The sequence below is a fragment of the Pseudomonas sp. zfem004 genome, from assembly GCF_032621715.1.
Taxonomy (GTDB): domain Bacteria; phylum Pseudomonadota; class Gammaproteobacteria; order Pseudomonadales; family Pseudomonadaceae; genus Aquipseudomonas; species Aquipseudomonas sichuanensis.
This window is the reverse complement of sequence record NZ_JAVYJF010000006.1, coordinates 69,320-94,981: the sequence shown is the minus strand read 5'-3', so window position 1 is coordinate 94,981 and position 25,662 is coordinate 69,320. Positions and strand designations below refer to the sequence as shown.

The 25,662-nt window shown below is 63.9% G+C and carries 30 protein-coding genes and 2 pseudogenes; 3 read left to right on the top strand and 29 right to left on the bottom strand.

Going from position 1 to position 25,662, the window contains the following annotated elements; translation table 11 throughout:
- Positions 1–3 precede the first annotated feature (3 nt).
- The 3 genes from RTH46_RS08540 to RTH46_RS08530 all read right to left on the bottom strand — a co-directional run bounded on the left by RTH46_RS08540 (position 4) and on the right by RTH46_RS08530 (position 2,061).
- Positions 4–369 carry a diacylglycerol kinase gene (locus RTH46_RS08540; RefSeq protein ID WP_153787614.1) on the bottom strand — a complete coding sequence of 122 codons (366 nt, stop codon included), beginning with the start codon at positions 367–369 and terminating at the stop codon, positions 4–6.
- Positions 370–444: 75 nt separating this feature from the next.
- Positions 445–1,095, bottom strand: coding sequence for a response regulator transcription factor ErdR (gene erdR, locus RTH46_RS08535; RefSeq protein ID WP_316905432.1), 651 nt, complete (start codon positions 1,093–1,095; stop codon positions 445–447).
- Positions 1,096–1,350: 255 nt separating this feature from the next.
- Positions 1,351–2,061, bottom strand: coding sequence for a tRNA-uridine aminocarboxypropyltransferase (locus RTH46_RS08530; RefSeq protein WP_279845556.1), 711 nt, complete (start codon positions 2,059–2,061; stop codon positions 1,351–1,353).
- Between the two features lie 213 nt (positions 2,062–2,274).
- Between RTH46_RS08530 and RTH46_RS08525 the strand changes: the two genes are divergently transcribed.
- Positions 2,275–2,697 (top strand): quorum-sensing-regulated virulence factor family protein, encoded by a 423-nt coding sequence (locus tag RTH46_RS08525; protein ID WP_110992365.1) that lies wholly within the window; start codon positions 2,275–2,277, stop codon positions 2,695–2,697.
- Between the two features lies 1 nt (position 2,698).
- Here RTH46_RS08525 and RTH46_RS08520 read toward each other — a convergent pair whose 3' ends face one another.
- Positions 2,699–2,899 (bottom strand): hypothetical protein, encoded by a 201-nt coding sequence (locus tag RTH46_RS08520; protein ID WP_316905431.1) that lies wholly within the window; start codon positions 2,897–2,899, stop codon positions 2,699–2,701.
- Positions 2,900–3,205: 306 nt separating this feature from the next.
- Here RTH46_RS08520 and RTH46_RS08515 point away from each other — a divergent pair, with 306 nt between their 5' ends.
- Positions 3,206–4,324 (top strand): LOG family protein, encoded by a 1,119-nt coding sequence (locus tag RTH46_RS08515; RefSeq protein WP_153787610.1) that lies wholly within the window; start codon positions 3,206–3,208, stop codon positions 4,322–4,324.
- Positions 4,325–4,372: 48 nt separating this feature from the next.
- Here RTH46_RS08515 and recX read toward each other — a convergent pair whose 3' ends face one another.
- The 25 genes and pseudogenes from recX to RTH46_RS08390 all read right to left on the bottom strand — a co-directional run bounded on the left by recX (position 4,373) and on the right by RTH46_RS08390 (position 22,859).
- Entirely contained in the window at positions 4,373–4,843 is a 471-nt protein-coding gene (gene recX, locus RTH46_RS08510; RefSeq protein WP_153787609.1) for a recombination regulator RecX, read from the bottom strand.
- A gap of 8 nt (positions 4,844–4,851) precedes the next feature.
- Positions 4,852–5,919 (bottom strand): recombinase RecA, encoded by a 1,068-nt coding sequence (gene recA, locus RTH46_RS08505; protein WP_153787608.1) that lies wholly within the window; start codon positions 5,917–5,919, stop codon positions 4,852–4,854.
- Between the two features lie 104 nt (positions 5,920–6,023).
- Positions 6,024–6,506, bottom strand: a complete 483-nt coding sequence (locus RTH46_RS08500; protein ID WP_316905430.1) for a nicotinamide-nucleotide amidohydrolase family protein — start codon at positions 6,504–6,506, stop codon at positions 6,024–6,026.
- Between the two features lie 48 nt (positions 6,507–6,554).
- Positions 6,555–7,052 (bottom strand): lysis system i-spanin subunit Rz, encoded by a 498-nt coding sequence (locus tag RTH46_RS08495; protein WP_316905429.1) that lies wholly within the window; start codon positions 7,050–7,052, stop codon positions 6,555–6,557.
- Positions 7,049–7,600 carry a glycoside hydrolase family 19 protein gene (locus tag RTH46_RS08490; protein WP_153787605.1) on the bottom strand — a complete coding sequence of 184 codons (552 nt, stop codon included), beginning with the start codon at positions 7,598–7,600 and terminating at the stop codon, positions 7,049–7,051. The genes RTH46_RS08495 and RTH46_RS08490 overlap by 4 nt, the downstream gene beginning before the upstream one ends.
- Before the next feature lie 28 nt (positions 7,601–7,628).
- A pseudogene (locus tag RTH46_RS08485) lies at positions 7,629–7,796 on the bottom strand (zinc finger domain-containing protein); the annotation flags it as partial.
- Positions 7,797–7,909: 113 nt separating this feature from the next.
- A complete protein-coding gene (locus RTH46_RS08480) occupies positions 7,910–8,956 on the bottom strand; it encodes a phage late control D family protein (protein WP_316905428.1) in 1,047 nt (348 codons plus the stop codon).
- A 51-nt stretch (positions 8,957–9,007) separates the two neighbouring features.
- The gene (locus RTH46_RS08475; protein ID WP_316905427.1) at positions 9,008–9,214 is read right to left on the bottom strand and encodes a tail protein X; all 207 of its coding nucleotides are present in this window, start codon (positions 9,212–9,214) and stop codon (positions 9,008–9,010) included.
- Positions 9,189–10,034, bottom strand: coding sequence for a phage tail protein (locus tag RTH46_RS08470; RefSeq protein ID WP_316905426.1), 846 nt, complete (start codon positions 10,032–10,034; stop codon positions 9,189–9,191). The genes RTH46_RS08475 and RTH46_RS08470 overlap by 26 nt, the downstream gene beginning before the upstream one ends.
- Before the next feature lie 9 nt (positions 10,035–10,043).
- Entirely contained in the window at positions 10,044–11,747 is a 1,704-nt protein-coding gene (locus tag RTH46_RS08465) for a hypothetical protein (RefSeq protein WP_316905425.1), read from the bottom strand.
- A 125-nt stretch (positions 11,748–11,872) separates the two neighbouring features.
- On the bottom strand, positions 11,873–12,175 hold the full coding sequence (locus tag RTH46_RS08460) for a phage tail assembly protein (RefSeq protein WP_110992378.1): 303 nt from the start codon (positions 12,173–12,175) through the stop codon (positions 11,873–11,875).
- Positions 12,176–12,187: 12 nt separating this feature from the next.
- Positions 12,188–12,697: a phage major tail tube protein gene (locus RTH46_RS08455; RefSeq protein ID WP_125465178.1), complete on the bottom strand. Its 510-nt coding sequence runs from the start codon at positions 12,695–12,697 to the stop codon at positions 12,188–12,190.
- Between the two features lie 13 nt (positions 12,698–12,710).
- A complete protein-coding gene (locus RTH46_RS08450; protein WP_316905424.1) occupies positions 12,711–13,877 on the bottom strand; it encodes a phage tail sheath family protein in 1,167 nt (388 codons plus the stop codon).
- A gap of 96 nt (positions 13,878–13,973) precedes the next feature.
- Positions 13,974–14,549: a phage tail assembly chaperone gene (locus tag RTH46_RS08445; RefSeq protein WP_316905423.1), complete on the bottom strand. Its 576-nt coding sequence runs from the start codon at positions 14,547–14,549 to the stop codon at positions 13,974–13,976.
- Between the two features lie 8 nt (positions 14,550–14,557).
- The gene (locus RTH46_RS08440) at positions 14,558–15,457 is read right to left on the bottom strand and encodes a phage tail protein (protein ID WP_316905422.1); all 900 of its coding nucleotides are present in this window, start codon (positions 15,455–15,457) and stop codon (positions 14,558–14,560) included.
- On the bottom strand, positions 15,454–15,801 hold the full coding sequence (locus tag RTH46_RS08435) for a phage tail assembly chaperone (RefSeq protein WP_316905421.1): 348 nt from the start codon (positions 15,799–15,801) through the stop codon (positions 15,454–15,456). The genes RTH46_RS08440 and RTH46_RS08435 overlap by 4 nt, the downstream gene beginning before the upstream one ends.
- Positions 15,798–18,122 (bottom strand): phage tail protein, encoded by a 2,325-nt coding sequence (locus tag RTH46_RS08430; RefSeq protein WP_316905420.1) that lies wholly within the window; start codon positions 18,120–18,122, stop codon positions 15,798–15,800. Before RTH46_RS08430 ends, RTH46_RS08435 begins: the two co-directional genes overlap by 4 nt.
- The gene (locus RTH46_RS08425) at positions 18,115–18,726 is read right to left on the bottom strand and encodes a phage tail protein I (protein WP_316905419.1); all 612 of its coding nucleotides are present in this window, start codon (positions 18,724–18,726) and stop codon (positions 18,115–18,117) included. Before RTH46_RS08425 ends, RTH46_RS08430 begins: the two co-directional genes overlap by 8 nt.
- 1 nt (position 18,727) lies before the next feature.
- A complete protein-coding gene (locus tag RTH46_RS08420; protein WP_279845541.1) occupies positions 18,728–19,609 on the bottom strand; it encodes a baseplate J/gp47 family protein in 882 nt (293 codons plus the stop codon).
- On the bottom strand, positions 19,606–19,932 hold the full coding sequence (locus tag RTH46_RS08415) for a GPW/gp25 family protein (protein WP_110992385.1): 327 nt from the start codon (positions 19,930–19,932) through the stop codon (positions 19,606–19,608). Before RTH46_RS08415 ends, RTH46_RS08420 begins: the two co-directional genes overlap by 4 nt.
- A 95-nt stretch (positions 19,933–20,027) precedes the next feature.
- Positions 20,028–20,174 (bottom strand): annotated as a pseudogene (locus RTH46_RS08410) (Com family DNA-binding transcriptional regulator); the annotation flags it as partial.
- Positions 20,175–20,206: 32 nt separating this feature from the next.
- On the bottom strand, positions 20,207–20,809 hold the full coding sequence (locus RTH46_RS08405; RefSeq protein WP_279845540.1) for a phage baseplate assembly protein V: 603 nt from the start codon (positions 20,807–20,809) through the stop codon (positions 20,207–20,209).
- Positions 20,806–21,303 (bottom strand): hypothetical protein, encoded by a 498-nt coding sequence (locus tag RTH46_RS08400; protein WP_153787591.1) that lies wholly within the window; start codon positions 21,301–21,303, stop codon positions 20,806–20,808. The genes RTH46_RS08405 and RTH46_RS08400 overlap by 4 nt, the downstream gene beginning before the upstream one ends.
- Positions 21,300–21,653, bottom strand: a complete 354-nt coding sequence (locus RTH46_RS08395) for a phage holin family protein (RefSeq protein ID WP_153787590.1) — start codon at positions 21,651–21,653, stop codon at positions 21,300–21,302. The genes RTH46_RS08400 and RTH46_RS08395 overlap by 4 nt, the downstream gene beginning before the upstream one ends.
- Positions 21,654–22,121: 468 nt before the next feature.
- Positions 22,122–22,859, bottom strand: a complete 738-nt coding sequence (locus RTH46_RS08390) for a helix-turn-helix transcriptional regulator (protein WP_316905510.1) — start codon at positions 22,857–22,859, stop codon at positions 22,122–22,124.
- Between the two features lie 150 nt (positions 22,860–23,009).
- Between RTH46_RS08390 and mutS the strand changes: the two genes are divergently transcribed.
- Positions 23,010–25,583 carry a DNA mismatch repair protein MutS gene (gene mutS, locus RTH46_RS08385; protein ID WP_153787588.1) on the top strand — a complete coding sequence of 858 codons (2,574 nt, stop codon included), beginning with the start codon at positions 23,010–23,012 and terminating at the stop codon, positions 25,581–25,583.
- Positions 25,584–25,662: the final 79 nt, after the last annotated feature.

The window sequence follows — 25,662 nt, the reverse complement described above, 5'->3', positions numbered from 1 at the left end:
AGGTCAACCCAGCAGGATCACGCCCCACACCACCGCCACCATGGACATCGCCACCAATTGTGCGGCGCTGCCCATGTCCTTGGCGTTTTTCGACAGTGGGTGGCGCTCCAGCGAAATACGATCGATGGCCGCCTCCACCGCCGAGTTGAGCAATTCGACGATCAGCCCCAGCAGGCACACGGCAATCAGGATCGCCCGCTCGACACGGCTCACCGGTAGCCAGAAAGCCGTCGGGATCAGCAGCACATTGAGCAACACCAGTTGGCGGAAAGCGGCTTCGCCCTTGAAGGCGGTACGCAGGCCGTCCAGCGAGTAACCGGCAGCATTGACGATCCGTTTGAGGCCGGTCTGGCCCTTGAATGGCGACATGTGTCACTCACTTCATCGATGAAAGCCTGGCAGGCTAATCCGACACTGGTCAAAAAAGCGTGAAGGCGCAGGGACTTAGCTGGCCGAAACCGATTCAAGTTGTTGCAGCAGCAACGCGGCCTGCGTGCGCGTGCGCACCCCGAGCTTGCGGAAGATTGCAGTCACATGGGCCTTGATGGTCGCTTCCGACACGCTCAGCTCGTAGGCGATCTGTTTGTTCAGCAGGCCTTCGCAGACCATGGTCAGCACCCGGAACTGCTGGGGCGTGAGGCTGGCGAGCCCCTCGCTGGCGGCCTTGGCCTCAGCCGATACATCGACCTTCTCGAATGCCTGGGGTGGCCACCAGACATCGCCATCGAGCACGTTGCGCACCGCTTCCTGAATCTTGCTCAGCTCGCTGGACTTGGGAATGAAACCACTGGCGCCGAATTCACGGGATTTAACCACGACCGCCGCTTCTTCCTGCGCCGATACCATTACCACCGGGACTTGCGGGTACTGCCCACGCAACAGGACCAGGCCAGAGAAGCCATAGGCACCGGGCATGTTCAAGTCCAGCAGGACCAGGTCCCAGTCGGACTTCTCCGTCAGACTGGCTTCCAGTTCGGCGATGCTCGCCACTTCAACCAGCCGCACGTCCGGCCCGAGGCCGAGGGTAACGGCCTGGCGCAGTGCGCTGCGAAACAACGGGTGGTCATCGGCAATCAGGATTTCGTATGTGGCCATCGATCTATGGATCCTGTTCTGTGCCAGGCGCGGGGATACGGGATACGCCTGGCAGGCAACTCAAGGCGCGAACGGCAGGGCCGCCGGTCGGGACGGCACGGCGAAGTCCGGGGTAACAGCAGCTTCGTCGTGCCCGAATCGGCGCCAAGGATGACGAGCACGCACCGAGTGGTCAAGCCAATTGCCCGGTCGTACCCACCTCCCTGGCTGCCAGCTCCGTCAGTATGAACCAATCCGCAGCGCCCGCCCCTTGGACTATAGGAAGGTATGCAAACGCCGATGTACCTCATCCTGCTCATCGAGCGGCAGCCGTCGCTTGCCACTGAGGTAATGCAGGCTGAACACATCCAGATAGGCATCCAGGGCCTGCGAAGCCTGGCTGTCGCCGGCCAGGTCCAGGCACATGGCCGCCACTTCCGCAGTACAGAAATGGTCATCGCGCTTGGAGCGACGCAGACGATAGCGCGACATCTGTTCGGCCTGCAGGCTCAGTACCGGGAATTTGTCGAGGTACGGGCTCTTGCGGAACATCTTGCGCGCTTCGGTCCAGGTGGCATCCAGCAGGATGAACAGCGGGCGCTTGCCCGGTGCGCAGACGACCTCGCTGACCACCCGCTCCTGGGCGACAAACTCACCGGGGAACACGATATAGGGCTGCCACTGCGGATGTTCCAGCAGCGCCAGCAAAGCCTCGTCCACCGAGGTGCGCAGCCAGCCAAAGGCCGAGGTGTCCTCGATCAGGTCGGCGATCAGCCAGCCGGTATTGGTGGGTTTGAGTGGCTCGGTGTCATGCATCAGCAGGCACATGCCGGATTCGGCCTGCACCCTGGGCTTCCAGGCACACAGGCAATGCGTGGCGATGACCCGGCACTGCGGGCAGCGTTCGGCACGCGAGCCGCGGGCGACGAACGGTTTGATGCTGCGTGCCAGGCGCTCGGCGCGCAGCCGCGCTACCGCATGGCTCATGGCTGCAGGCCTTGGCGTTGAGAAGGGACGAACACAAAAAACGACTCTACGGATGACAAGGCGCCAGTCTACCAGAGGCCGCGTCATTTGCCGTGCAGCCCCGCCTACGGCTCCTTTATAATCGCCGGTTGTGGCGGCCGGAAACACCGAGTTTCAGGGAACGCCGCCTGCCGGCGCAGGTCAAAGCGCCAGTCATCGAACCAGGAGAGATCCATGCTGCGTCTAATTGCCCCGACCCTGAGCCTGCTGCTCGCCCTGCCCCTGGCCGCCCAGGCCGCCTCCAAGCAGGAATACGAGCTGAAACAGACGCTGGAGAAGGTCGCCAAGGAAAGCAGCGTCGGCACTCCACGCGCCATCAACGAAGATATCCTCGACCAAGGCTACACCGTCGAAAAAGGCAAGGCGCTGGTCAACCACCTCAGCGTGCGAGAAAGCCATGCCGAACGCATGCGCGCCAACCCGCAGCAGGTCCGCAGCCAGCTGGGCGACAGCGTTTGCCGCAATACCGGCTACCGCCAGCTGATGTCCAAGGGCGCGGTGCTGGTCTATCGTTTCACCGTCTACAAGACCAACCAGCCCATCATGGATCAGGCCTTCGACGCCGCCAGTTGCGTGGCCGGCAACAAGAAGAAGTGATTCAGGCCACCTGATCGCTGGCGCGCCGTTGCTCCTCCTCGGCGCGCAATTCGGCCAGCAAGGCCTGTAGATAGCGTGATTGCCGCTCTGTACCTTGCAGACGACGCAGGCATTCACCTTCAAGGCTCAGGTGATGGGCCTGCGCCTCACGCGCCAGCCACTGAAACAGTTGCCCATCCACCTCGATCACCAGTCGATGCATACCGCCACCTCCCGTGTCGCGCTTTTTCACCCCTCCAGTAAACCAAAGCCCCGTAAAGGCTGGGCCTGACCTGACCGACGGCCCGCTTGCAGGGTAAGCGGCGCAATGGCGCGCCAGCGTCTAGATTGATAACGAGACCCACAACAACGACAACAAGATGGAATTGCCACTGCATCATGGCCTTGAAGGCCTACTGCAATGCTCGGGGTGCACACTCGAGCCATAGCAGCCAGCGGCACACGCAGTGCCGCGGCCGGGACACACCATCGACCCGGTCAGAGGTTTTGCTGCAGAAGGAGACGTTGAATGCCTTACCAACCGAATGAGCTTCTGTTCAACCACTTCAGAGACCAGGGTATCGACCTGGGCAACATCGACAAGCAACTGCAGCTGGTCGCCCCGAACAGCCCCAACCTGCCGCTGTACCGCGACATGATGCTGACCATCCTGCGCATGGCGCATGACGACCGCAACCGCTGGAACGCCAAGATCACCTTGCAGGCCCTGCGCGAGCTCGACCAGTCGTTCCGCACCCTCGAACGCTACAAAGGAAGGCGCAAGGTGACAGTCTTCGGCTCGGCGCGCACCCCGCTGGAACACCCGATGTACGCCCTGGCCAGGGAGCTGGGCGCTACGCTGGCACGCTCCGATCTAATGGTCATCACCGGTGCCGGGGGCGGCATCATGGCCGCTGCCCACGAAGGCGCCGGCGCCGACCACAGCCTGGGTTTCAACATCACCCTGCCCTTCGAGCAGCACGCCAACCCCACGGTCGGTGGCACCGACAAACTGCTGCCGTTCCACTTCTTCTTCATTCGCAAGCTGTTCTTCGTCAAGGAAGCCGACGCGCTGGTGCTGTGCCCCGGTGGTTTCGGCACCCTCGACGAAGCCCTGGAAGTGTTGACCCTGATCCAGACCGGCAAAAGCCCGCTGGTGCCTGTGGTGCTGCTGGATTCGCCCGGTGGCAGCTTCTGGCGCGACTGCCTTGATTTCATCAGCCGCCAGCTGGAAGAGAACCGCTACATCCTGCCCAGCGACCTCAAGCTGGTGCGCCTGGTACACAGTGCCGACGAGGCCGTGGATGAGATCAACCAGTTTTACAGCAACTACCACTCCAGCCGCTGGTTGAAGAACCAGTTCGTCATCCGCATGCACCATCCCCTCAGCGAAGCGGCGTTGCATGACGTCGAGGAAGGTTTCGCCGACTTGCGCCTGAGTGGCCGTTACCACCAACAACCGGACAGTGGCGCCGAACATGAGGAGGGGAATTTCAGCCACCTGACACGCCTGACTTTCGCGTTCAATGGCCGCGACCAGGGGCGCCTGCGTGAGCTGGTGGACTTTATCAACTTGCCGGAAAACTGGGCCAAGCCCCAGCCGATGCACACCACCCAGCGGGCACGGGAAGCTTTGAAGGTGAGCTGAACGCAAAATGCCCCGCATGGCCCTCCTTTCGGAAGGCCATGCGGGGCATCAGTAGTCGTCGAGATCCCGGCCGCTGAGCAGCCGCCCGATCATTTCCATGGAAAAACCACGGTAAGCGAGAAAGCGTGTCTGCTGCCCACGGCTGCGTGGGTCATGTGGGCGCTGACCGGCGAACTTGCGCTGCCAGACATCTTGCAACTGCGCCGCCCAGTCCACCTCACTTTCACGCAGGGCCTGGTCAATATCACTGCGGGCGAGTCCACGCTGCCCCAGCTCCTCGCGAATACGCGCGGGGCCGTAGCCTGCATTGGATCGGTAGCGGATAAAGCTTTCGAGATAGCGGGCCTCACTGAGCAGCCCTTCTTCGGCAAGCCGATCGAGCGCGGGCTCGATCAGCTCATCCGTTGCGCCGCGCTGACGCAATTTGCGCGTCAGTTCCACGCGACCATGCTCGCGGCGTGCAAGCAGGTCCATGGCTGTCCGCCGCACGGCGACCGGGTTGTCGAGTACGGCGGACATGGGGCAGATCAATAACCGGCGTCGGCGTCAGCCATGTCGTCGGCATCGGCCTCAGCGGCAGCGGTCTTGCCAGCAGCAGCGACAGCGCTGGTGGCGAGCAGCTTATCGCGGATTTGCTTCTCGATCTCGGCGCCGATGGCCGGGTTCTCTTGCAGGTACTTGGCAGCGTTGGCTTTGCCCTGGCCGATTTTGTTGCCTTGGTAGGCATACCAGGCACCGGACTTTTCCACCAGCCCCTGCGAAACACCCAGATCGATGATCTCGCCGTTACGGTAGATGCCCTTGCCGTAAAGAATCTGGAATTCGGCCTGACGGAACGGCGGCGAGACCTTGTTCTTGACGATCTTGACGCGGGTTTCGCTGCCGACCACCTCGTCGCCTTCCTTGACCGCGCCAGTACGGCGAATGTCCAGACGTACCGAAGCATAGAACTTCAGGGCGTTACCGCCGGTGGTGGTTTCCGGGCTACCGAACATCACGCCGATCTTCATACGGATCTGGTTGATGAAGATGACCAGGCAGTTGGCGTTCTTGATGTTACCGGTGATCTTGCGCAGCGCCTGGGACATCAGGCGAGCCTGCAGGCCGACGTGCATGTCGCCCATCTCGCCTTCGATCTCGGCCTTGGGTACCAGTGCAGCCACGGAGTCGACGATGATCACGTCGACCGCGTTGGAGCGCACCAGCATGTCGGTGATTTCCAGAGCCTGCTCGCCAGTGTCCGGCTGCGAAACCAGCAGGTCGTCAACGTTGACGCCCAGCTTGCCGGCGTATTCCGGGTCGAGGGCGTGTTCGGCGTCGACGAAGGCGCAGGTGGCGCCGTTCTTCTGGGCTTCGGCAATGACCGACAAGGTCAGCGTAGTTTTACCGGAGGATTCCGGACCGTAGATCTCGACGATACGGCCCTTGGGCAAGCCGCCGATGCCAAGGGCGATATCCAGGCCCAGGGAACCGGTGGAAATGGCGGGGATGCCTTGGCGCTCGTGGTCGCCCATGCGCATGACGGCGCCTTTGCCGAATTGGCGTTCGATCTGACCCAGGGCCGCAGCCAAGGCGCGCTTCTTGTTGTCGTCCATTGAAATCCTCACGTGTTCGACTTGGCCCTGACGGCCGGAATAACTGTATAAGTAGCCAGTATTATTCCACAGGGATTCGTTTCCGCAAACCCCCGCTTGGCGATTTACTCCAAGCCAAGCTGTAACAAGCCGTCTAACGCGGCGATCACCGTCTGTCGGCGCACCGCTTCGCGGTCACCTTCGAAGTGACGCCGTTCGCTGCTGACATGGGCTCCATCGGCCCAGGCCAGCCACACCGTGCCCACCGGTTTGGCCGGCGAGCCACCATCAGGCCCGGCCACACCACTGACCGCTACGGCAAAGCGTGCACCGCTGGCCTGCTGGGCCCCGCGCGCCATCGCCTCGACCACCTCCCGGCTGACCGCGCCCACCTCGGCGAACAAGGGTTGCGGGACGCCCAACTGACGGGTCTTCTGAGTATTGGAATAGGTGACATAGCCCGCCTCGAACCAGGCCGAACTGCCGGGGATGCGAGTGATGGCTTCGGCGATGCCACCCCCGGTGCAGGATTCGGCGGTGGTCACCTGGGCATTGAGGCGTCGCAGGTGCTCGCCCAGGCGGGTGGATAGCGCGGTGATCGGATCCATGACGGGCTCCTGAGTGAATTGCGCCCTACCCTAACACCCGGCAAGGGCTCACTGCGACAGGGCACGAACATAGTCCTGGCAGGCGCGCAGGGCGATCAGTCCGCGGTCGCCGGTGTCGGTGATGGCGATAATTCGTCGAGCATGCGCTGGGTCAAGTCGGGCGCGTACGGGGCCATGATCCAGGCCGCTGGCGGCGGTGGCGGCAGGCACTGCGCTACAGCTGGCGCCGCGCTCGACCAGGACCGACAGGCGCAGATCGGCAGTAGCAAGGCGGTCACGCAGGCGAGCCTGAGTCTGTTGCGCATCGGTAAGCTCCTGAAAATGTCTCGATTCACTGTCATGCAGCTTTTGCTCCAGCCCCTGGCGCTGCTCACGCTCGGCGAGCAGCAGGCCATGCAGCGCCTCGGCCTGATCCAGCCGTTGCTGCACCAACTGCTGCTCCTGCTGCGCCAGCAACCGTCCATAGCGCCAGGCCTGCAGTTGCCAGGCCAGCGCCGCCCCCAACAGCAGGAGCAGCGCGCAAAGCCCGAGCTGCCAGCGGCTCAACACAGCACCTCACGGGCTCGCTGCCACAGCAGCAGACGATCGGAAAGGCCATTGAGGCCACCATTGATGTGGCGGGTGATGCGATTGAACTCACCTTGGTCGGCCAGCGCGTTCAGCCCCCGCGAGTGCCAGAACCAGGCTGCCGATTCGCAGGCCCAGCGTGGTTGCTCGAGCATCTGCGGCTGCGCCAGCAAGCGTTCGTCACCGAACAAGGCGCGGCTGCATGCCTGGTAGTTGTTGCGCCCGGTCACCTGGATCAGGCCACGGCCACAATAGCGTTGGCCGTCACCATCGGCCTCGGGCGTGTTGCCCAGGCGCAGGGCCAGGCTGCCGGTGTCATAGCGTGCCAGATAACTATCACCACCCAGTTCCTTGACGTGGCGCAGTTGGCCGGACTCATGGCCGACCTGGGCAAGAAACGCGGCGGCGCGCTTTGGGTGGTCGATTTCCCAACGGGCCATGGCCTCGTTGAGAGACGGCAGGAAGGCCGTGACCCGTTGGCCGGCTGCGGGATAGATTTCTTTCAATTGCGGTTCGGTTAACACCATCGATAGCGGCTCCATTACGGTCTGATCGAATGGCGGCCAGTGCCGCCGGTGATTCGCTCAGGGGCGATGGCTCGAAGCGCATGGCTTTCACATGATTCAAGGTGCGGCAGCGGCCACATTTGATCTGGAGCTCGGAAGCGGGCGTGATGCGGACCAGCAGCTTGCGGCACTGGCCACAACGAAAATCGATGAACATAGGCGCAGGTCCTGGCGAGTTGGCCCCTGATGTCGGCTTGGGCGGCCTTGAATTCAAAGCCACGCCTGCGCCGACTATAGAAACCCTGCCGCCCCACAGGCATCAGGAAACCTTCACCCTGTACCCTGGGCCTTGAGCGACGTCGCGCGGCGCGGCGCCGCCCCCTTGGCCCTGGCCTTGCCCTGCCGGCCACCGCTGCACTGCACGGTGGTGCGCCAGCCACTGCTGGTGAACACCTGCTCCACCGACTCGATCAGGTACGGCCCATCGAGCCCGGCCAGAAACCCTCGGGCCTCGATTTCACGTTCGGCGAACAGGTCGGTACGCCCGGGCATGTCCAGGCGCACACTGGCAGTATCGCGGTTAAAGCTCGCCAACCGCGCCCTGGCGGCTTGTTCGGCTGCGGCGCGATTGGGGTACAGATGGCGGTCGGTGTGCACCGCCTGCAAGCCATCCGGGGCATCGCCGTTGACCAGCTCCACGGCCTGCAGGCGACCGCTGGCACTGTCCAGATGACGGGTACGGACGGCCTTGTGGGTGCTCCTGTCAGCCAGGCGGAACTGCCACTGGCTGACCTCGTCGCGAGCAATGGTGACCACCCCCAAGGCCTTGCCGCTGGCGCTCTGTCGCCCCTGACGCGGGAGCACCAACAACTGACCATTGGCGAGTTTTCCGGTGCAATCGTGCAGCCGGGCCAGGCGGGTGATGAAGTTGAAATCCGACTCGCTGTACTGGTCGGCACGCGGTATCTGCACCGTCACCGGGCATACCGCCTGCCAGCCGTTGCGGGCAGCGATTTCGGCGACGATACGCTGCAGCGTCACATTCTCCCAACTGCCACTGCGGATGGTCTTGCCACTGCCGCGCAGGTCGCAGGCCTTGCCACGGATCACCAAGGCGTCGGGCGGGCCGGACAGCTCCACCTCATCGACGGTGTAACGGCCCAGGCGGCTCATGGGCTGCCCGGCATAGCCAAGCAACACCTCGAGCACCGCCCCCCGGGCCGGCAACGCAACGGCGCCATCACGGGCATCGATGCGCAGTTCGAACTCGTCCGACTCAAGGCCCGGTTTGTCGGTGGTACGCATCAGCAACAGGCGGTCATTGATCAGCGTGGTGATGTCCTTGCCATCGGCCTGGATGCTGAACACAGGTTTCATGATTCTGCCTCCCTGGAGGCTACGCTGCGCAAACGGCTGCGTAGCCCCCTGTCAGTCCCACAGTTGAAGGGTATTGCTCGCCACCACAGGCCGTTCCGGCAGCACGATCCTTACCCCGGCGCGAAACGGCTGGGCCTGGTCCGCGAGCCCCTGGTTGGCATCCAGCACCGCCTCGACCATCCCTTCGAGCTGCCCGTAGTAGTGCTGGCAAAGGGTGTCGAGCAGGTCGCCTTCAGACGTTATGCAGATCCTGGCCATAGCTCACGAACTCCAGTGAAAAGCCTTGTTTGCGAGGAATGCCGCCGGCCTGCAGCAGGCTTTGCTCCTCTTCGATACTGGTCAGGCACCAGGTGCCAAGTACCTCGCCGTAGCCACTGGTCAACGACAGCGGCAACAGCTGGCGGCCAATGCTGCGCAGCGTCTGCAACTGGCCAAGGCCGCCCTTGAAGCCGGGGAAGATCGCCCCGCGGATGCTGATGCTTTCTTCGCCCAGGCTGACGGCCTGTTGCGCGTTTTCGCGGCTCAGGCGCTCCTGCCCCGCCCAACGGAAGCGTGTTTGCCGGCGCAACTGGTCGAAGGCGGCGGTGTCGAGGTTGAAGTAGTAAGGTGTGGCCCCGGCTTTGAGGGGTTGCAGCACCAGCAGATGGGGGAATGGCTTGATCGCCTCGGCCGCCGGTGTCGCCTGGGGCGCGAAGCCCAAGGTCGACAGCACGCGGTTGACGGTCGAACGCACCTCCCCCACCATCCGCCGAATGGCCGCGCCGGCCTTGGCCACATGGCCGGCGAACCCGTCGATGCGGTCACGCACCTGGCGGACCACGGCCACGGCCTGGTCATACTTGGCCACCACCTTGGCCACCCGTGCCTGGGCGGTTTCGATGGCGCGCATCGTGCGCTGCAACTTGGCACCGATGATCGGACCGACCACCGGCAACCCTTCCAGCTCGACGACCGCGCCTTGGATATGGTCGATCGCCTCGTTCATTGGGTCGAGCATGGCGTCGGCACGCCGACGCCCTGCCTCTCCCGCCTTGACCAGGGCGTGCAGCGTGGCTTGCAGCTGCTCCAGATAGGTCATGCATGCTCCTTAAAGTGCGATATGTGAGGTGTCGGTCATCTGCACCGAGCGGGCTTGACGCATGAGCTCGTCCAACTGCCGGCGCATCATGGCCTCCAGCTGCTGCACCACACTCGGGTCGCTCAGGCTGTTGGTGAAAGTCACTGGCACGTTGGCGTTGAAGGTGAACTGCTGATTGACCGGGGGCGCAGGTGCAGCGGTCTGCGCCGGTTGCACCTGAGCGTTCGCCGGCGCTGCCGGAGTATCCAGAGCCCGGGCCGCATTGCCCATTGCCGGCTGGGTGGGGAGATCATCCTTTCCAGCCCCCAGTGCCTTACCCAGCAAGCCACCCAGGCTTTCCCCGCCCATGCTGCCGAGCACACCACCGATCAGGCCGCCGATCGCAGTACCAATCACAGGCACCACCGAACCGACCGCCGCGCCCACGGCAGCACCGGCCAGGCCACCGCCCAGACCACCTACGGCTGTTCCGTAACCTTCGAGTTTCTGCTCAGCCGTGGCGTCGCTGTTGTAGGTTTCGGCCAGTTGTAGCCCAGTAGTGAGCTGGCTCATTCCCGGTAGGCGCCGCAAAACCCGACCCGTTAAAGAGGCACCGGCAGGGCTCGCCCCAGCCTTGCCCATCATCCCAACAAGCGAGGTGGCGCCAAGCGCGGCCGAGCTGGCCATCGACACCAAGCCTGCGCTTTCCGATGGCCTGCGCGAAACGCTGTCTTTTGCTTCAAACTGCGCTTCCTCTTCTTCCTCTTCTTCCTCTTCTTCCTCTTCTTCCTCTTCTTCCTCTACTTGCTCCTGTTTACCCCCCGACGCCGCAGTGCGCTTTGCCTTGACCTCAGCGGTGGATGCCCCGGAAGCCTTGCTGCCATCGGCGGGCTTGTCCTTGCCAGCAGGCTCGGCGTAAACCTCGTCATAGAGGAAGGTACCGAACGCACCACCGAGGTTCTCCCCTAGCAGCTCTCCAATCTTGCCTCCATATTTCTTGGCCCGTTGGTTCTTGGTCACTGCGCCAAGAAGCGTGCCCAACACACCCCCGGCCAGTTCTCCAAAAGCAGCGCCAAGGCCTTTGGCCTTGTCTTCACCCTTCTCCTCACCCAGCGCCAGCAATCCCTTGCCAATCGCTGTGGGCGCCCCCTCATCGGCCGCCTCACGGACACTTGTCTTGAGATGGCCAGGCAACTTGCGATAACCGCCGTAGGCCAGTACTCCGGCAAGACCGCTGCCTATCGACCCGAGGACTACCCAAGTCTTGGCCTGCCGCCCTGAACCTGTCGGTTCCGACGGTTCGGCCCCAGGCTCGGAGCCTGATGCATCAGGTGACGGGCTTTCGTTTTCAGGCGTGACGGGGCTGGCCGTCTGCGGCGCAGACCCGGCCCCGTCGTTGAAGCCCACCCTCAGGTAAATCGTGGTCAGCACTATCGGCTTGCGCCCGAGCGACAAATAGCGCCTGCGCAAACGCTCGACCTCATCACCCTCCCGGCGCAGTCGGTCAATCTGTTCTTCATGCGCCCACGCCTGCTCGGTGGTGAGCTGCCGCTCCACCAAGCGCACCTTGTCCAGCTCCAGCCCCAGGCGAATGACCTCGCCGATCAGTCGCCCGAGACGGGTGTCATCAGCTTGGCTGCGCAGCCGTTCGAGCGACTGGCGCAGCGCATCGACAACGCTGCCCAGCGGCTGGGGGGCGGTGACGCCGAGGGTGAATACCGATGTATTCGCCATGCGTTCCTCCTTGTCACTCCGCCAGCCACCAGAGCATGTCGCTGAACGACATGCCCATGATCTCGCTGGCGGAAAAGTTCAGCTCCTTGGCCAGCCGCCGTGCAGCGGCCTTCTGCCGGGCCGGATCAAACTTCGTCGTCCTGCACCAGGCGAAAGTAGCCACTCTGCAGGCGGCTGTAGTCCTTCAGTGCCAGGCCTTCGAGGTCCTTGACGCCAACTTCGGCGAGGGAGGCGAACAGGTTCAGCTCACGCTGCTCGTCGTCCCCTGCCCCACCGAGCTGCGCGTTACGAATGTCACGCACGGTCGGTGCCCGCAGCGACAGGCTGTCCACCTGCAGGCCATTGGCCTCGCTGGGGCGCGACAGGCGCACGGTCACCCGCTCGGCGCTGAGCATCATCCATTGCGGCAATTTCTTCGCTTGAGCCATTGCAGGTTCTCCTTACAAGCCAAGGGCGGCGCGCTGGGCGGCCAGTTGGTCGACACCGTCGATCACCCGCTTCATGCCCAGAGCGTCGATCTCGTAGACCAGTCGACCGTCCACTTCGAGCTTGTAGTAGGTGACGCCGACACTGTGCTTGATCTCGGCCTTGTCGCCGGATTTCCAGTCACCCATGTCGACTTCCTTGAGGGTGCCGCGCAGGGTGACCACCACCGGATTGATCTGCCCCTTGAGGCCCTTGAAGGCACCGCGGAAGGTGCCGTTGAAGCCGTTGCCATCGGCCAGGCCGAAGAACTTCAATGCTTCGCGGCGCACACCGGTGGTGGTGAAGGCCGCTTCCTGTTTCTCCATGCCCTGGTCCATCTCGACCGCCATGTCCATGCCGCCAGGGCGGTACTCCTCCATCTTCAGGGTGAGCTTGGGCAGGGTCAGGCTGGGTACATCACCCTGGAAGCTGACGCCATCGACGAACAGGTTCAGGTTGGCCAGGGTTTCGGGAATCATTGCCATGTAAATGCGCTCCTTAAGCGGCGGAATCGAGGACTTCGGTCAGCCACTGGTTGGTGACTTCAACGCGGAAATTGGGGTTTTCGGCAGGCGGTACGTCGGTGAAGCGGATGTTCCAGTACACCTTGCCCTGCTCGAGTTGGCTGGCGGTGTTCAGCTGCGGGTCGGCGTAGACCTCGAAGTTGATGATCGCGCCCTGGTTCTTCAGGTCGCGCATGAAGGCCTGCAGGCCCTCGGTGACGTCCTTGACGTAGGTGGCGGTGATGGAGCGGTCGACGGCCCACTTGTGGCCATAGAGGATCGCGTCCATGACGATGTCCATGGTCCGTACGCGGGTGACGAAGGCCCACTTCGGATCGCTGGACAGGGTGCGGTTGCCCCACAGGCGGAAGCCGTCGTCACGGATGATGGTGGCGATGTTGGCGTTGTTCAGCAGGTTGGCGCGGCAGCTGTCGTCGCCATCGAGGAACTCCACCGCGCGGGTGGTGCCGGTGATGCCGACGAACTCCTTGTTCGACGGCGAAGCCCAGAAACCGTATTCACGGTCGGTCCAGGCGAACAGGCCGGCGACCCAGGCCGAGCCGGGCGCGTCGACAGTGGCCTCTGCGTCGTTGTCCCAGTAGCGCACGCCCGGGTCGACCAGGAATGCGCGCTTGGCACCGAAGTTCTTGGCGTAGGCGATGGCCGCCTCATCGGTGCTGTTGGGGCCGTCAATGATGGCGATGGCGCGCAGCTTGTCGGCCAGGGCCACCAGCGCGGTGCCGACGGCCTGGGTCGCGCTGTGTTTCGGCGCAACCAGCAGGCGCGGCTGGGCGTTGAAGCGGCTCTTGCCGTCGAGCAGCGCCTGCAGGCCGGTACGTTTGCCGTCGGCCAGCACGTTGCCGATGATCGCCGAGGTCTGCTCGGCGGCGTCCTCGACCTTGGCCACGCCGCAGGCAACGATGACCGCCTTGGCGCGGCTGTAGATGGCGCGACAGGCCTTGGTGATCGGCGCATTCAGGCCGAACGCCGCGACCGCGTCGCGCTCGCTGGTGATCAGCACCAGGTCGTTGGCCTTGGCGCTGACGTTCGGGCCTTCGGTGAAGGTATCGACCAGGCCGATGATCGAGGAAGACGGCAGCGCGATGCTGCGCGCACCGGTGTCGACGTTGGTCACGGTGACGCCGTGGAAGAATCCACTCATACAGGTTTACTCCAGGTTCGGGTATGAAAAGGCCCTGCGGGTGCAGGGCCTTGAGAGGTTGTTACAGGTGAAAAAAAGCCCCGGCGGTGCGGGGCTTCATTGGATGTATTCGGCGACCCACGGCGGTGCCACAGGGCGGTTATCGATGGATGGGAAGGCTTCGCTGGCGGGCCAGTCGCGCAGGGTTTGCACATAGGCGAGCAATTCATTGAAGCGCTCAGTGCTCAGGGTGGTCGCGCGCTGCAAGTCGCGCTCGGCGCGATGACGTGAGATGAACCATTCGTGGCCCAGGATTTGCGCATCGCGCCAATCGCGCTCGGTTGCGGCATCATGCGCCGCCTTGGCGGCCGTATCCAGTGTCCAGGCCTGACCATCCCAGAAATGGAGCGAATCGGGACGTGGCATCTCGGTCAGCTCTCGAGGCAACGGCCCCAATTCGAAATGGTTTACCTGCTCGCCAGAGTCCGTACGGAAGTACAAACCCCGGCGATCCTCGACCTGTACCGGCGCCTGGCTATCAATCTTGGCCCAAACCTGTCCCGCGTTCGGTTTCGCCAATGCTTCGTCGAGAGCAATGGCATTGCCCGGCAGTTGCAGACCAATACCTGGCACGTTCGGGACATCCACCGGGCCGCACAGGGCGCCGGATGATTCAATCAAGTAGATATACATAACTGCCCTCAGATCAGTTTGATACGCGCGGGGTACGCCAGGTTGCGCGGCCTGGAAGTGCCCAGCATGAAGCTGGTGCTCGGCTTGAACGGCGTCAACGAGGCCGTGTTGACCCCCCAGGCTGTCGGCCATTCGGTATGCACCGAAGGATCCTGCCCATAATCCGCTGCAGCCTGGGATGCAGTCGGGGCCAGGGTAGTGGCTCCCTGTCCGGAGCTTGGGTAGTCGGACATCATCAGCGAACCTTTCTGGCTACCGCCGCCGACCCGGCCACTGTCAATGCCGCGCCCTTCATCCAGTGCTCGCAAGAACTCACCCCGCAGCTCCGGCGTGCGGAACGTGGCAGCACCGTCACCGCTGGTCCAAGCACCTTCCATACCAACGCGCTCGGCCTCACCTATGAACAGTCCGGATTGCTGGGCGTAGTCCCACAGCCAGGGCCATTCGACTCGATTCAGCAAGGCACCGTTGGCCAACCCCCATCCACCTGGGCTGATCGTGGTCGATGTCTCAAAAATCGGCCGGCCAAGGGCGGCGCGGTCGAGTCGGTCCAACGGTAGCCAGGCACCGGCACCATCGCTGCGCAGGTGCCAGTAATCACCGGCCCCCATCAGCACGAAGAAGGCGTACCCCGATGCACGCAGGCGGGTGTGGAACTTGATCGCCTCATCACCGGCGGCCTGCACCACAAGGCGATTCCCGCTGTTGTCGACGCGTTGAACACGCACATCCATTGGCCGACTGGACGGCGGCAACGTGATGGTCACAGCCCCAGCCGAGGCGTCGACCAGGAGCACGCCGGTTTCGTCAGCAGTCAGTACCTTATTCGCGGTGATGGCCGCGTTATTGAGCCCGCGCATTGCGAGCAAACCGCTTTCCATTGCGGCGAGATCGTTGGCACGGCTCATTGCTCACCCCCTACAGTCTTAAGGAATGCTGGCGGTACGGGACGCGCCGACGAGTCTGGGAAGGCCTCGGACTGGGGCCAGTCGCGCAGTTGCTGCATGTACTCCAGCAGCTCGGTGAACTGCTCGGGCGTCAGCGTGGTGGCCGCGCCAATCTCCAGCTGATCGCGGTGGCGATCACGCAGCCAGACCAGCGCAGTCAGCGCCCCGTCGCGCCAAGCGCGCTCGGCTTCGACATCTACGGGCAGTTCGGGCCGCTCCTCGCAATAGTGCTCGTCTTGGGCAACATCCTCGACCCCACCAACCGCCCGCCATCCGCGCAGGTCGTTTCTCACTGCAAAGCTCATAGATCGTCCTCCCAACCCAGCACCGAAATCCTGCTACCGCTCGCAGTGCTGGACCCATAAATATTTGCGGACTCCAGCTGAACCCTGAATTGCTGCGCCGCCGAGCCGTTCCCCGACGGCAGGTAGACGTACGCAACCCCGTAAGGGTCGTAAGACGCATTGGGCGCCACGGCAGCAATCAGGTTCGAGTTCTGGACACGACCTGTAACAGCGACAGCTGTAGTCGGCACGAAATTGCCGGTCGCGATAGCCGTCCACTGAGAAAGCACGCCAGCCGCCATGTCACGCAACACGAGAAGCTGAACATCCCGACCGTTCTGCACGAAGCCGAGGGGGAACTTGTTGGCGGTAGCATCGGTGCGAGTCCAACCAATTCGCACTTTGTGCGTGTAACCAGCCGGCAGCGTGGGCGCTGTATCACTCAGGGAAAGCAGCCCAGCAACTCCAGGCGTATCACCCCAGATAACCCAGATGCTGTACCAAGCAGAAGCGGTGAGCACGCCCGCATCAAGGCCACCCGCGCCGACCCTTGAAGAGTCAATGCTAAGGCTGATAGCCGTCAGCCTCTTTGCTTCGGCTGCGCTGCCCAGCACCAGCTGATTCGCCATCACCGACACCAGCGACGACGCCCCCGTCGCCGAGACTTTCAGCCCTTTGTGTCCACCGATCACAGATACGGCCTTCTGCTTCCCGACCTCAGCGGCTAGGGCGGCTACGTCGATCTGCCCCTGATTAACCGGTGCATTCCAGGCCTTGATGCACCACATCACGGCGATGTTTCGCGGCCGGGTTTCGCCTCCACCTGCACTCCGCGTCTGCACGCCGTCCACACCGTTGCCCGCAACGTTGAGGGCTCCGATCCCACCGGTGCCGCTTGCAACGTTATTAATACCCTGTTGAGTATGCGTATGCGCCTTGTACTCGTCAGCCTGATTGGTTCCGAGACCTCGGCCGGCATCGACACCGCGCGTATGGTCCCAGCCACGCAAGAACTCGCCACGTGAATCCGGCAGACGAAACTCGCCAGCCTTCTCATCACCTTTGTTGAAGGCGCCGCCCAGGTAAGCCGCAAGATCTGGGTACATCGCGATGCTGTGGACGCTACCGTCGACTTCAAGGAAGCCAGTAGGCACAACATCGCGCGGGAACGGCAGCATGGAGCCGACGGGCAAGCCGGACGAGGTTCGCAGCAGGGCATCTACCTCGGCCTTGGTGTAGCCGTCTACCGAGCGGAATGCACCGAAAGCCAGGATCACGACGGTGTCGCCCAGGTTGCAGGCAGTGTGCAGGGTGACCTTTTGTCCATCAGCGCTGAAATCGATGATTTCACGCCCGTTGCGCATGACGATCAGGTTACCCACGGTGTGCGGGGCGCTGAACGCTTTCTGCCCGACCGAGGCTTCGAACGAGAAACGCTCGAAGGCCTTGCCGCTGCTGACACCGCCCCCCAGCTGGAAGTAAGTGCCGTCGTAGTTCAGGTCATAGAGCGCCCCGGCGCGCACATCACCGCCGACCAGGTCGACCAGGCCGGCGGTGCCGGCCTTCTTCACCGCCACCGCCGGCCGGCCATTGATGCTTGCCGTTACCGCACCAGTGTTGGTGGCGACGGCCTGGAACTGGAAGCGCTGGCCAGCCGCGTAGGCAGGTAGCGCCGCCTCGCTGCTCTTGAGCGTCAGCACCAAGGCATCAGCCGTGCCAGCCGCGGCTCCGAGCCAGGCCAGCGGCCCGGCGTCCTTGGCCACATCGGCGCGGCGCAGGTATTGCGGGTGCGGATCGGCTGCCTCCACATGGGCCTTGAGCTGATTGCGTGCATAGAGCTCGGCCGCTTCACGGGCCTTGTCCACGTAGTCGCGGGTGGCCAGCACGATGCTCGGGTCGATCTTCAGGGTGACGTTGGCCAGGTTGCCGAACACCACGTGCATGCGGATGGTCTGGGTACGCCCCGAACCTTGCGCCAGCAGTGGCTTGTAGCTCGGCGCCGGCTTGGCCACGGCAATGAAATTGCCGTTGGCATCTTCCAGCGCCAGTTCGCGGATCCACCAGCCGCCGGTCTCCGGCGGCAGCACCAGCTCGGCCACCAGCACGCCGGGGTCGGCAGGCGACTGGTAGAGCGCGTTGAGTTGCGCCCGATAGACCTGGCGTACCAGCGCATTCTGGGTTGGCTTCGGGGTCGGATCGGGGGTTTGCGAGGGTTCGCCGCCGGCATCGCCGATCAGCATGTGGGTGATGTTCCAGGGCAGCCCCAGCGCGGCGGTGTTGGCCTGCTGGGCGATGCCGACGTTGGTCAGGAACCCACCGAATTGGGTGGTTGAGTTAGCCATTGAGGTAGATGTCCAGTATGTCCAGAGTGGTTTCGTTTACCCAGTGCGCAGCGCCCAGGTGCACGTCGATGTCCGCCGCTTCCCAGGGGTACACCTCGAGCAGTTCGCCCTCGTTGAGGGCAACCGCCTGATAGGCCGGCAGCAGGCTTTCGAGGCTGATGTCGAGGCCGATGAGGTGGCGGCTGACCGGTTTGGCGTCGTCGATCAGGCGGCTCAGTTCCTGGTAGGTCTGCTCATCGATACCGGCCTCCTCCACCCCCACCTTCAAAGCGAAGGTGCCGGGTACGCCGACCGGCTCGAGTTGCCACCATTCGCGCACCTCGATCAGGTAGCCGAAGGGCTCGACCACCCGCCGCAACGCGCCGAGCGTGCCCTTGTGGGCATGCACGAAGAACGCCGAGCGGATCACCGAGCGCTTGATGGTCTCGCTCCAGCTGTCGTCCCAGCGGTCCACCGACCAGGCCCAGGCCAGTTGGTAAAGCAGATGCGCCGGGCAGCTGTCGGGGTTGTACAAGGTGCGCAGCTGCGCCTTGAGGTCTTCGTCGGCGGCCGCCTCGAGGGCGCGTTCAAGGGGTGTGCGGTTGAGCGGCAGAAGGCTTTGCATGTCAGCCTCCGCGCTTGAGGTCGAAGCCGCTGCACCAGGCCGCCTGCGCCTTGCTCGGCTGCAGGTCGGCCCAGCCGATCAGCTCGACCCGGCTGACGCCATCAATGTGCAGCAGCGCGTCGATAGCCGAACGCGCTACCTCAACGCCCAGGCGCCGCCGTGGGTTGATCGCAGCCTCAAGGCGCCGTCGGCACTCGGCGAGGATCGCTTCGTACTCCGGGCCGCTGCCGGCCATGTGCAGCACGGCATCGATGCGGTACGGCAATATCTCGGCACTGCGCACCACCACCCGGTCGGCGACCGGGCGGATGTCGTCGTCGTTGAGGTAGCTGGCCACTTCGGCCAGCAGTGCCGGGCTGGCGGTACCGTCGCCGTCCAGGCTCAGTACAGTGATGTCCACCACGGCCGGCGACGCGCTTTCGGCCGTGGCATCGGCAACCTGCCCCGAGGCATTGCGGGCATGCAGGATGTAGCTGTTGCGCGGGCCGGCGGTGGTCAGGCCCTCGTAGACCAACTGCACCCGCTCGCGCAGGGCGTCGTCGGATTCGAGCAAGGCCTCGACAGGTGGCGAGGCGGTTGGGTCCGCTGTCTGGATGACCAGACGTTGCAGGCCGACGTTGCCGGCCAACTGCTCCAGGTCGTTGCCTTCGGCGTAGGCCAGCAGCAGCGCCTTGGCCGCGTCGTTGATCCGCGCCCGGTTGAGCAGCTTGCGGTAAGCCCCTACTTCCAACAGCTTGGTGACCGGGTCGCTCTCAAGCGAGGCGTTCCAGCCGTCGCCCAGACGGCTGCGGAAGGTGTCCAGGTCATCCTGGTAGATCGCTTCGAAATCGAGGTCTTCGAGCACCTGGGGTGCCGGTAGCCTGGACAGGTCGACCTGGCTCATACGCTCACCTCCAGCAGTGCGTCGTCGCCCAGATAACGGCCGCTCAGGGCCAGGCTGACCTGGCCATCGAGCACCGCAACCACCCGCACCCGTTCAAGTGCCAGGCGCGGCTCCCAGCGCCCGAGGGCCCGGGCAACTTCGGCCTGCACGGCGCTCTTCCAGCCGTCGTTGACCGGCAGGTCGACGTAGCGGCGCAACTGGCTGCCATAGTCGGGGCGCATGCGCCGGCTGCCGAGGGGGGTGGTGAGGATGTCTTCGATGGATTGGCGAAGGTGGGCGATGCCGCTCAGGGGCTGCCCCGTACGGCGGTCCAGGCCGATCATGGGGCACCTCCCGACGCAGGCGCATCCCGTTCATGAATATGCATGGCGTTCTCTACCTGTAGAAGAGCGTGATGGCGTGCGCAAAGCTGCGCACTCTGGTCGCTCGCAGGCGATCGCGCAGGGCTCGAGGCCTTGGCATGATTCAAGGTGCCGCAGCGCGGGCACTTGATCTGCAGTTCGGTGAAATCGCCCGTGCGGGCGAGCAGTCGCGCGCAATGGCCGCAGCGCAGGTCTTTGAGCATGGGCGTGCCTCCCTGGCACCGATGGGGTGGGCTCAGTGCTTGTGATTGGCGGTGTTGCCGGCGGTATCGATGATCCGACCGCCGCCGTTGATGTCACCGCTGACCAGCAGCGGGCCCTCGATGGCGACGTTGCCAGTGAGCTTGATGGACGTGGCATCCAGGTTGATGGACGAGGCATCCAGCGTGATGGCTGTCGTCTCGAGCGTGATGCCGGCATCGCTGACCTGCAGTGTGCTGGCGCCCACCTTGATGCTGGCGTTGCCATTGGGCAGCTGGATCTCGTAGCGGCTGGCCTGCCAGTCGTAGCTCAGCGAGCCGCCATCGTCGAAACGCCAGATCTCGACATGCTCGCGGTTGTCCGGCGCAGCCCCGGCATTGCCATACAGGCCCGGCACGAAGGTGCCTTGCGCGGGCTCGCCACTGGGGCTTACCAGAACCCCCTGTTCATCCAGGCTGGGCACCCGCCAGTGGCGGGCCTTGCCGGCAGCGAGTGCATGCCAGCGCACCCAGGTGCTGGTCCAGCCTCCGCCGTCACTCACACGTACCCGGGCAGCGGCCAGGTCCACCGCCACTACCCGGCACGGGATCACCAGAGCGGCCAGCATGCGATCGTGCATGGCACTGGCGTAGCTCATGCCAGATCCTCCGGGTTGATATAGCGGCCTTCGTTGCCCGGCCCGGTATCCGGCTCGAAGCCCAGCACCAGGCTGCCCGGCGGCTGGTCAGGCCACTCCCAGCGTGGCTCGCCCAACAGCACCGGCTGCTCCCAGCGCACCTTCCACTGGGCCCCGAGGTACTGCGCCTGGACGTTGCGGGTCGCTTCGACGAATTCCAGGCCCCAGAGTTGCTGGCGCAGCAGGTCCATCAGTTGCGCCGCCAGTTCGCTGCCTTGCAACCGAGCATCCGTGCTGGCTGCGTCAAGGGTGATATCGGCCTCGAAAGTCACCGCCAGTACCGAACGGCCATCCCGGGGGGCGGTGTCGGCGACCATGGCGACGATGCCGTGGCGCAGGGCCGGTAACGCCGAGTTGCTTCCTACAGTTGCTTGGGCCTCTACCGACGCAAGATTGGGTATCGCCTCACGAATGGTCTGGGTCAGCGTCGTTTGCAACATCGCCAGCTGGCTCATGCATCCTCCTTCCAGGGTTGATCACCGTTGATCGGTTCGCGCAAACCCAGGCGCCTGGCGGCCCATCGTTCGTAAAGGCCGATGGCCACATCGGCGCCGGCCATCGCCGTCAGGCAACCAAAGGCGCTGGCGCTCCATATCGACATGCCCGTTGCATACAGCAGCATGACCGTTGAAACCCCGCAGACCATGCAGGCCCCGGATCGCAGCGCCAGCCGCCTGATCAGCGACCAGCCCCGGGCACCGGCCTTGTCGGCGCGCCACATTTCGCCGCTGAGGCCGCCCAGCAATGCCAGGACGATCACCAGCCAGAGCGGCATTTCCAGCAACGTCTGTTGCTCGTTCGTCACTGTCCTGTACTCCTTGTGTGATGCCCGCCGGCGACATGCCGGCGAACGGATGTTTGTTGCCTTCGGCATTCCAAAAAGCCCGGCTTGCAGGCTTTTCAGTAATGCGTTGGCGAACCGCTGGCCACGACTGGTGACGCCGCGCGGTTCCGCTTCAAATTGGTGTCTCCGACCGCGGCCGCCTGCCCGCCGGATAACTGATCGTGGTGCTTTACGCTGCACACCCGGGCCAGTTGCCAACCCTCTGAACAGTTGAGGCCTGTTCATCGCTGCCTGTGTAACAACCGGTTGCTGACCGGCTTGAGACACAGGTTATGCATCAATGCATATGCAGTCAATGCATTTATTCAACTATTTATGCGTTGGATTTTGCTGAAATGCATGAAGGGCTTGCTGGACGCGGGGTGTAGGGCTTTTCTGCAGACGAAAAAAAACCCGCCTGGGCGGGTTTTCGTCGGGTATCAAGGTGGGTCAGCGTGCGTACATGCCCCACCAGAAAACGTGGCCCAGCAGGCTGATCTGCTCGTCCTGCATCTGCTGGAAGCTGTAGTCCTCGTCCGGGTGCTCATCGCGGTTGAAGCTGCGCAGACGGATGCCGGTGGGCAAGCGGTAGACCTGCTTCACCCGCAGTTGGCCGTTGTGGTTGATGGCGTAAAGATCGCCATCGATGATATCGCCGATGGTGCACCTGCCAGTGTTGACCCCTACCGTAGCGCCGTCACGCAGCACCGGCAGCATGCTGTTGCCGCGCACCGTCACGCACTTGGCATGGTCGAACTGCACGCCGTTGTGGCGCAGGCTGCGTTTGCCGAAGCGCAAGCGTGCATGCTCGCTTTCTTCGATGACGAATCTTCCTGATCCTGCTGCCAACTCGACCTCACGAAGAAAAGGAACAGACACCTCGTCATCCTCGACGGGGGTTTCATCGTCCCACAGGCTGATATCGCTCAGCGCCGCATGCGACTCGGTGCGCGGCGCCGCTTCACGGGTGTCGCCCAGTTCGGCACGGCCGCGCAGCTGATCGGTGCTCACGCCGAAATACTCGGCGATCTTCGACACGTGCTTGTCGGAAGGGTCGGCGATCTTTTCGCTGAGAATGCGCGAAAGCGTGGATTGCGGAATACCCGTGCGCCGGTGCAGCTCTGTCGGGGACAGGCCGTGGCGCTCGAGCAGCGCTTTGAGAGTGGATGCTACGTTGCGTTTTTGCATAGCGTGCATAATGCCGCCCGCCCAAGGTAAATGCAATCACCCTGCGCCGCGTAGTTTTGCCCCACCCATACGCCCTGCAGCAGGCGTAAAAAGCCTGTACCATTACGCGTTTCGCAATTTGCCACCAGACCACCCGCTGTAAGGCCCTGAATGTCTGATCTCTCCGCACACACCCCGATGATGCAGCAGTACTGGAAGCTGAAGAACCAGCACCTGGACCAGCTGATGTTCTACCGCATGGGCGATTTCTACGAGATCTTCTACGAAGATGCGAAGAAAGCCGCGAAACTGCTGGATATCACCCTGACCGCCCGCGGCCAGTCGGCGGGCCAGTCGATCCCCATGTGCGGGATTCCGTTCCATTCGCTGGAAGGCTACCTGGCCAAGCTGGTCAAGCTCGGCGAATCGGTGGTGATCTGCGAGCAGATCGGTGACCCGGCCACCAGCAAGGGCCCGGTGGAGCGCCAGGTGGTGCGCATCATCACCCCCGGCACGATCAGCGACGAGGCCCTGCTCGACGAGCGCCGCGACAACCTGATCGCCGCCCTGCTGGGCGATGAGCGCCTGTTCGGCCTGGCGGTGCTGGACATCACCAGCGGCAGCTTCAGCGTGCAGGAAATCAAGGGCTGGGAGAACCTGCTGGCAGAGCTCGAGCGCATCAACCCGGTCGAGCTGCTGATCCCCGATGACTGGCCCCAGGGCCTGCCGGCCGAGAAGCGCCCAGGCGCACGCCGTCGTGCACCGTGGGACTTCGACCGTGACTCGGCGCGCAAGAGCCTGTGCCAGCAGTTTGCAACCAAGGACCTCAAAGGTTTCGGCTGCGACAAGCTGACCCTGGCCATCGGCGCCGCCGGCTGCCTGCTGACCTACGCCAAGGAAACCCAGCGCACCGCCCTGCCCCACCTGCGCAGCCTGCGCCACGAGCGCATGGACGACACGGTCATCCTGGATGCCGCCAGCCGCCGCAACCTGGAGCTGGACATCAACCTGGCCGGTGGCCGCGACAACACCCTGCAGTCGGTGCTGGACCGTTGCCAGACCGCCATGGCCAGCCGCCTGCTGACCCGCTGGCTGAACCGCCCGCTGCGCGACCTCAAGGTACTCAAGGCGCGCCAGGACTCGATTCGCTGCCTGCTCGACGGCTACCGCTTCGAAAAGCTGCAACCGCAGCTCAAGGAGATCGGTGACCTCGAACGCATCCTGGCGCGTATCGGCCTGCGCAATGCGCGCCCGCGGGACCTGGCGCGCCTGCGCGACGCCCTCGGCGCCCTGCCCGAGCTGCAGAACGCCATGGCCGAGCTTGAAGCGCCGCACCTGGCGCGCCTGGCCGCGATCACCGGCACCTACCCCGAACTGGCCGGCATGCTCGAGCGGGCGATCATCGACAACCCGCCCGCGGTGATCCGCGACGGCGGCGTGCTCAAGACCGGCTACGACAGCGAGCTCGACGAACTGCTGGCGATGAGCGAGAACGCCGGCCAGTTCCTCATCGACCTGGAAGCCCGCGAGAAAGCCCGTACGGGCCTGGCCAACCTCAAGGTCGGCTACAACCGCGTGCACGGCTATTTCATCGAATTGCCGACCAAGCAGGCCGAGCAGGCGCCAGGCGATTACATTCGCCGCCAGACGCTCAAAGGCGCCGAGCGCTTCATCACCCCTGAGCTCAAGGCCTTCGAGGACAAGGCGCTGTCGGCCAAGAGCCGCGCCCTGGCCCGCGAGAAGATGCTCTACGACGCCCTGCTCGAAACCCTGATCGGCCACCTGGCACCGCTGCAGGACAGCGCTGCCGCCCTGGCTGAACTGGACGTGCTGAGCAACCTCGCGGAGCGCGCGCTGAACCTTGACCTGAACTGCCCGAGCTTCGTCGACGAACCCTGCCTGCGCATCGAGCAGGGCCGTCACCCGGTGGTCGAGCAGGTACTGACCACGCCGTTCGTGGCCAACGACCTGGGGCTCGACAACAGTACCCGCATGCTGATCATTACCGGCCCGAACATGGGCGGTAAATCCACCTACATGCGCCAGACCGCCCTGATCGTGCTGATGGCCCATATCGGCAGCTTCGTGCCCGCCGCCAGCTGCGAGCTGTCGCTGGTCGACCGCATCTTCACCCGTATCGGTTCCAGCGATGACCTGGCCGGCGGGCGCTCGACCTTCATGGTCGAGATGAGCGAGACCGCCAACATCCTGCACAACGCCACCGACCGCAGCCTGGTGCTGATGGACGAAGTGGGCCGCGGCACCAGTACCTTCGACGGCCTGTCGCTGGCCTGGGCCGCCGCCGAGCGCCTGGCCCAGTTGCGTGCCTACACGCTGTTCGCCACGCACTACTTCGAGCTGACCGTGCTGCCGGAGAGCGAGCCGCTGGTGGCCAACGTGCACCTGAACGCCACCGAACACAATGAACGCATCGTCTTCCTGCACCACGTGCTGCCTGGCCCTGCCAGCCAGAGCTATGGCCTGGCCGTGGCGCAACTGGCGGGCGTGCCGGGGCCGGTGATCCAGCGTGCCCGTGAGCACCTGGGCCGGCTGGAAACCGCCAGCCTGCCCCATGAAACGCCGATTGCCAGCAAGAGCAAGGGCGAGCCGGGCGTGCCGCACCAGAGCGACCTGTTCGCCAGCCTGCCACACCCGGCCATCGAGAAGCTGGGCAAGCTGGAGCTGGACGACATGACCCCGCGCCAAGCTATCGAAATGCTATATCAACTGAAGAACCTGTTATAACGGCCACCCAAACAAGCTGGTAGAATCCGGCGCGGTTCGCGAGCGCTGCAGGTTATTAGCCTGGCCTGCAGCCACCACC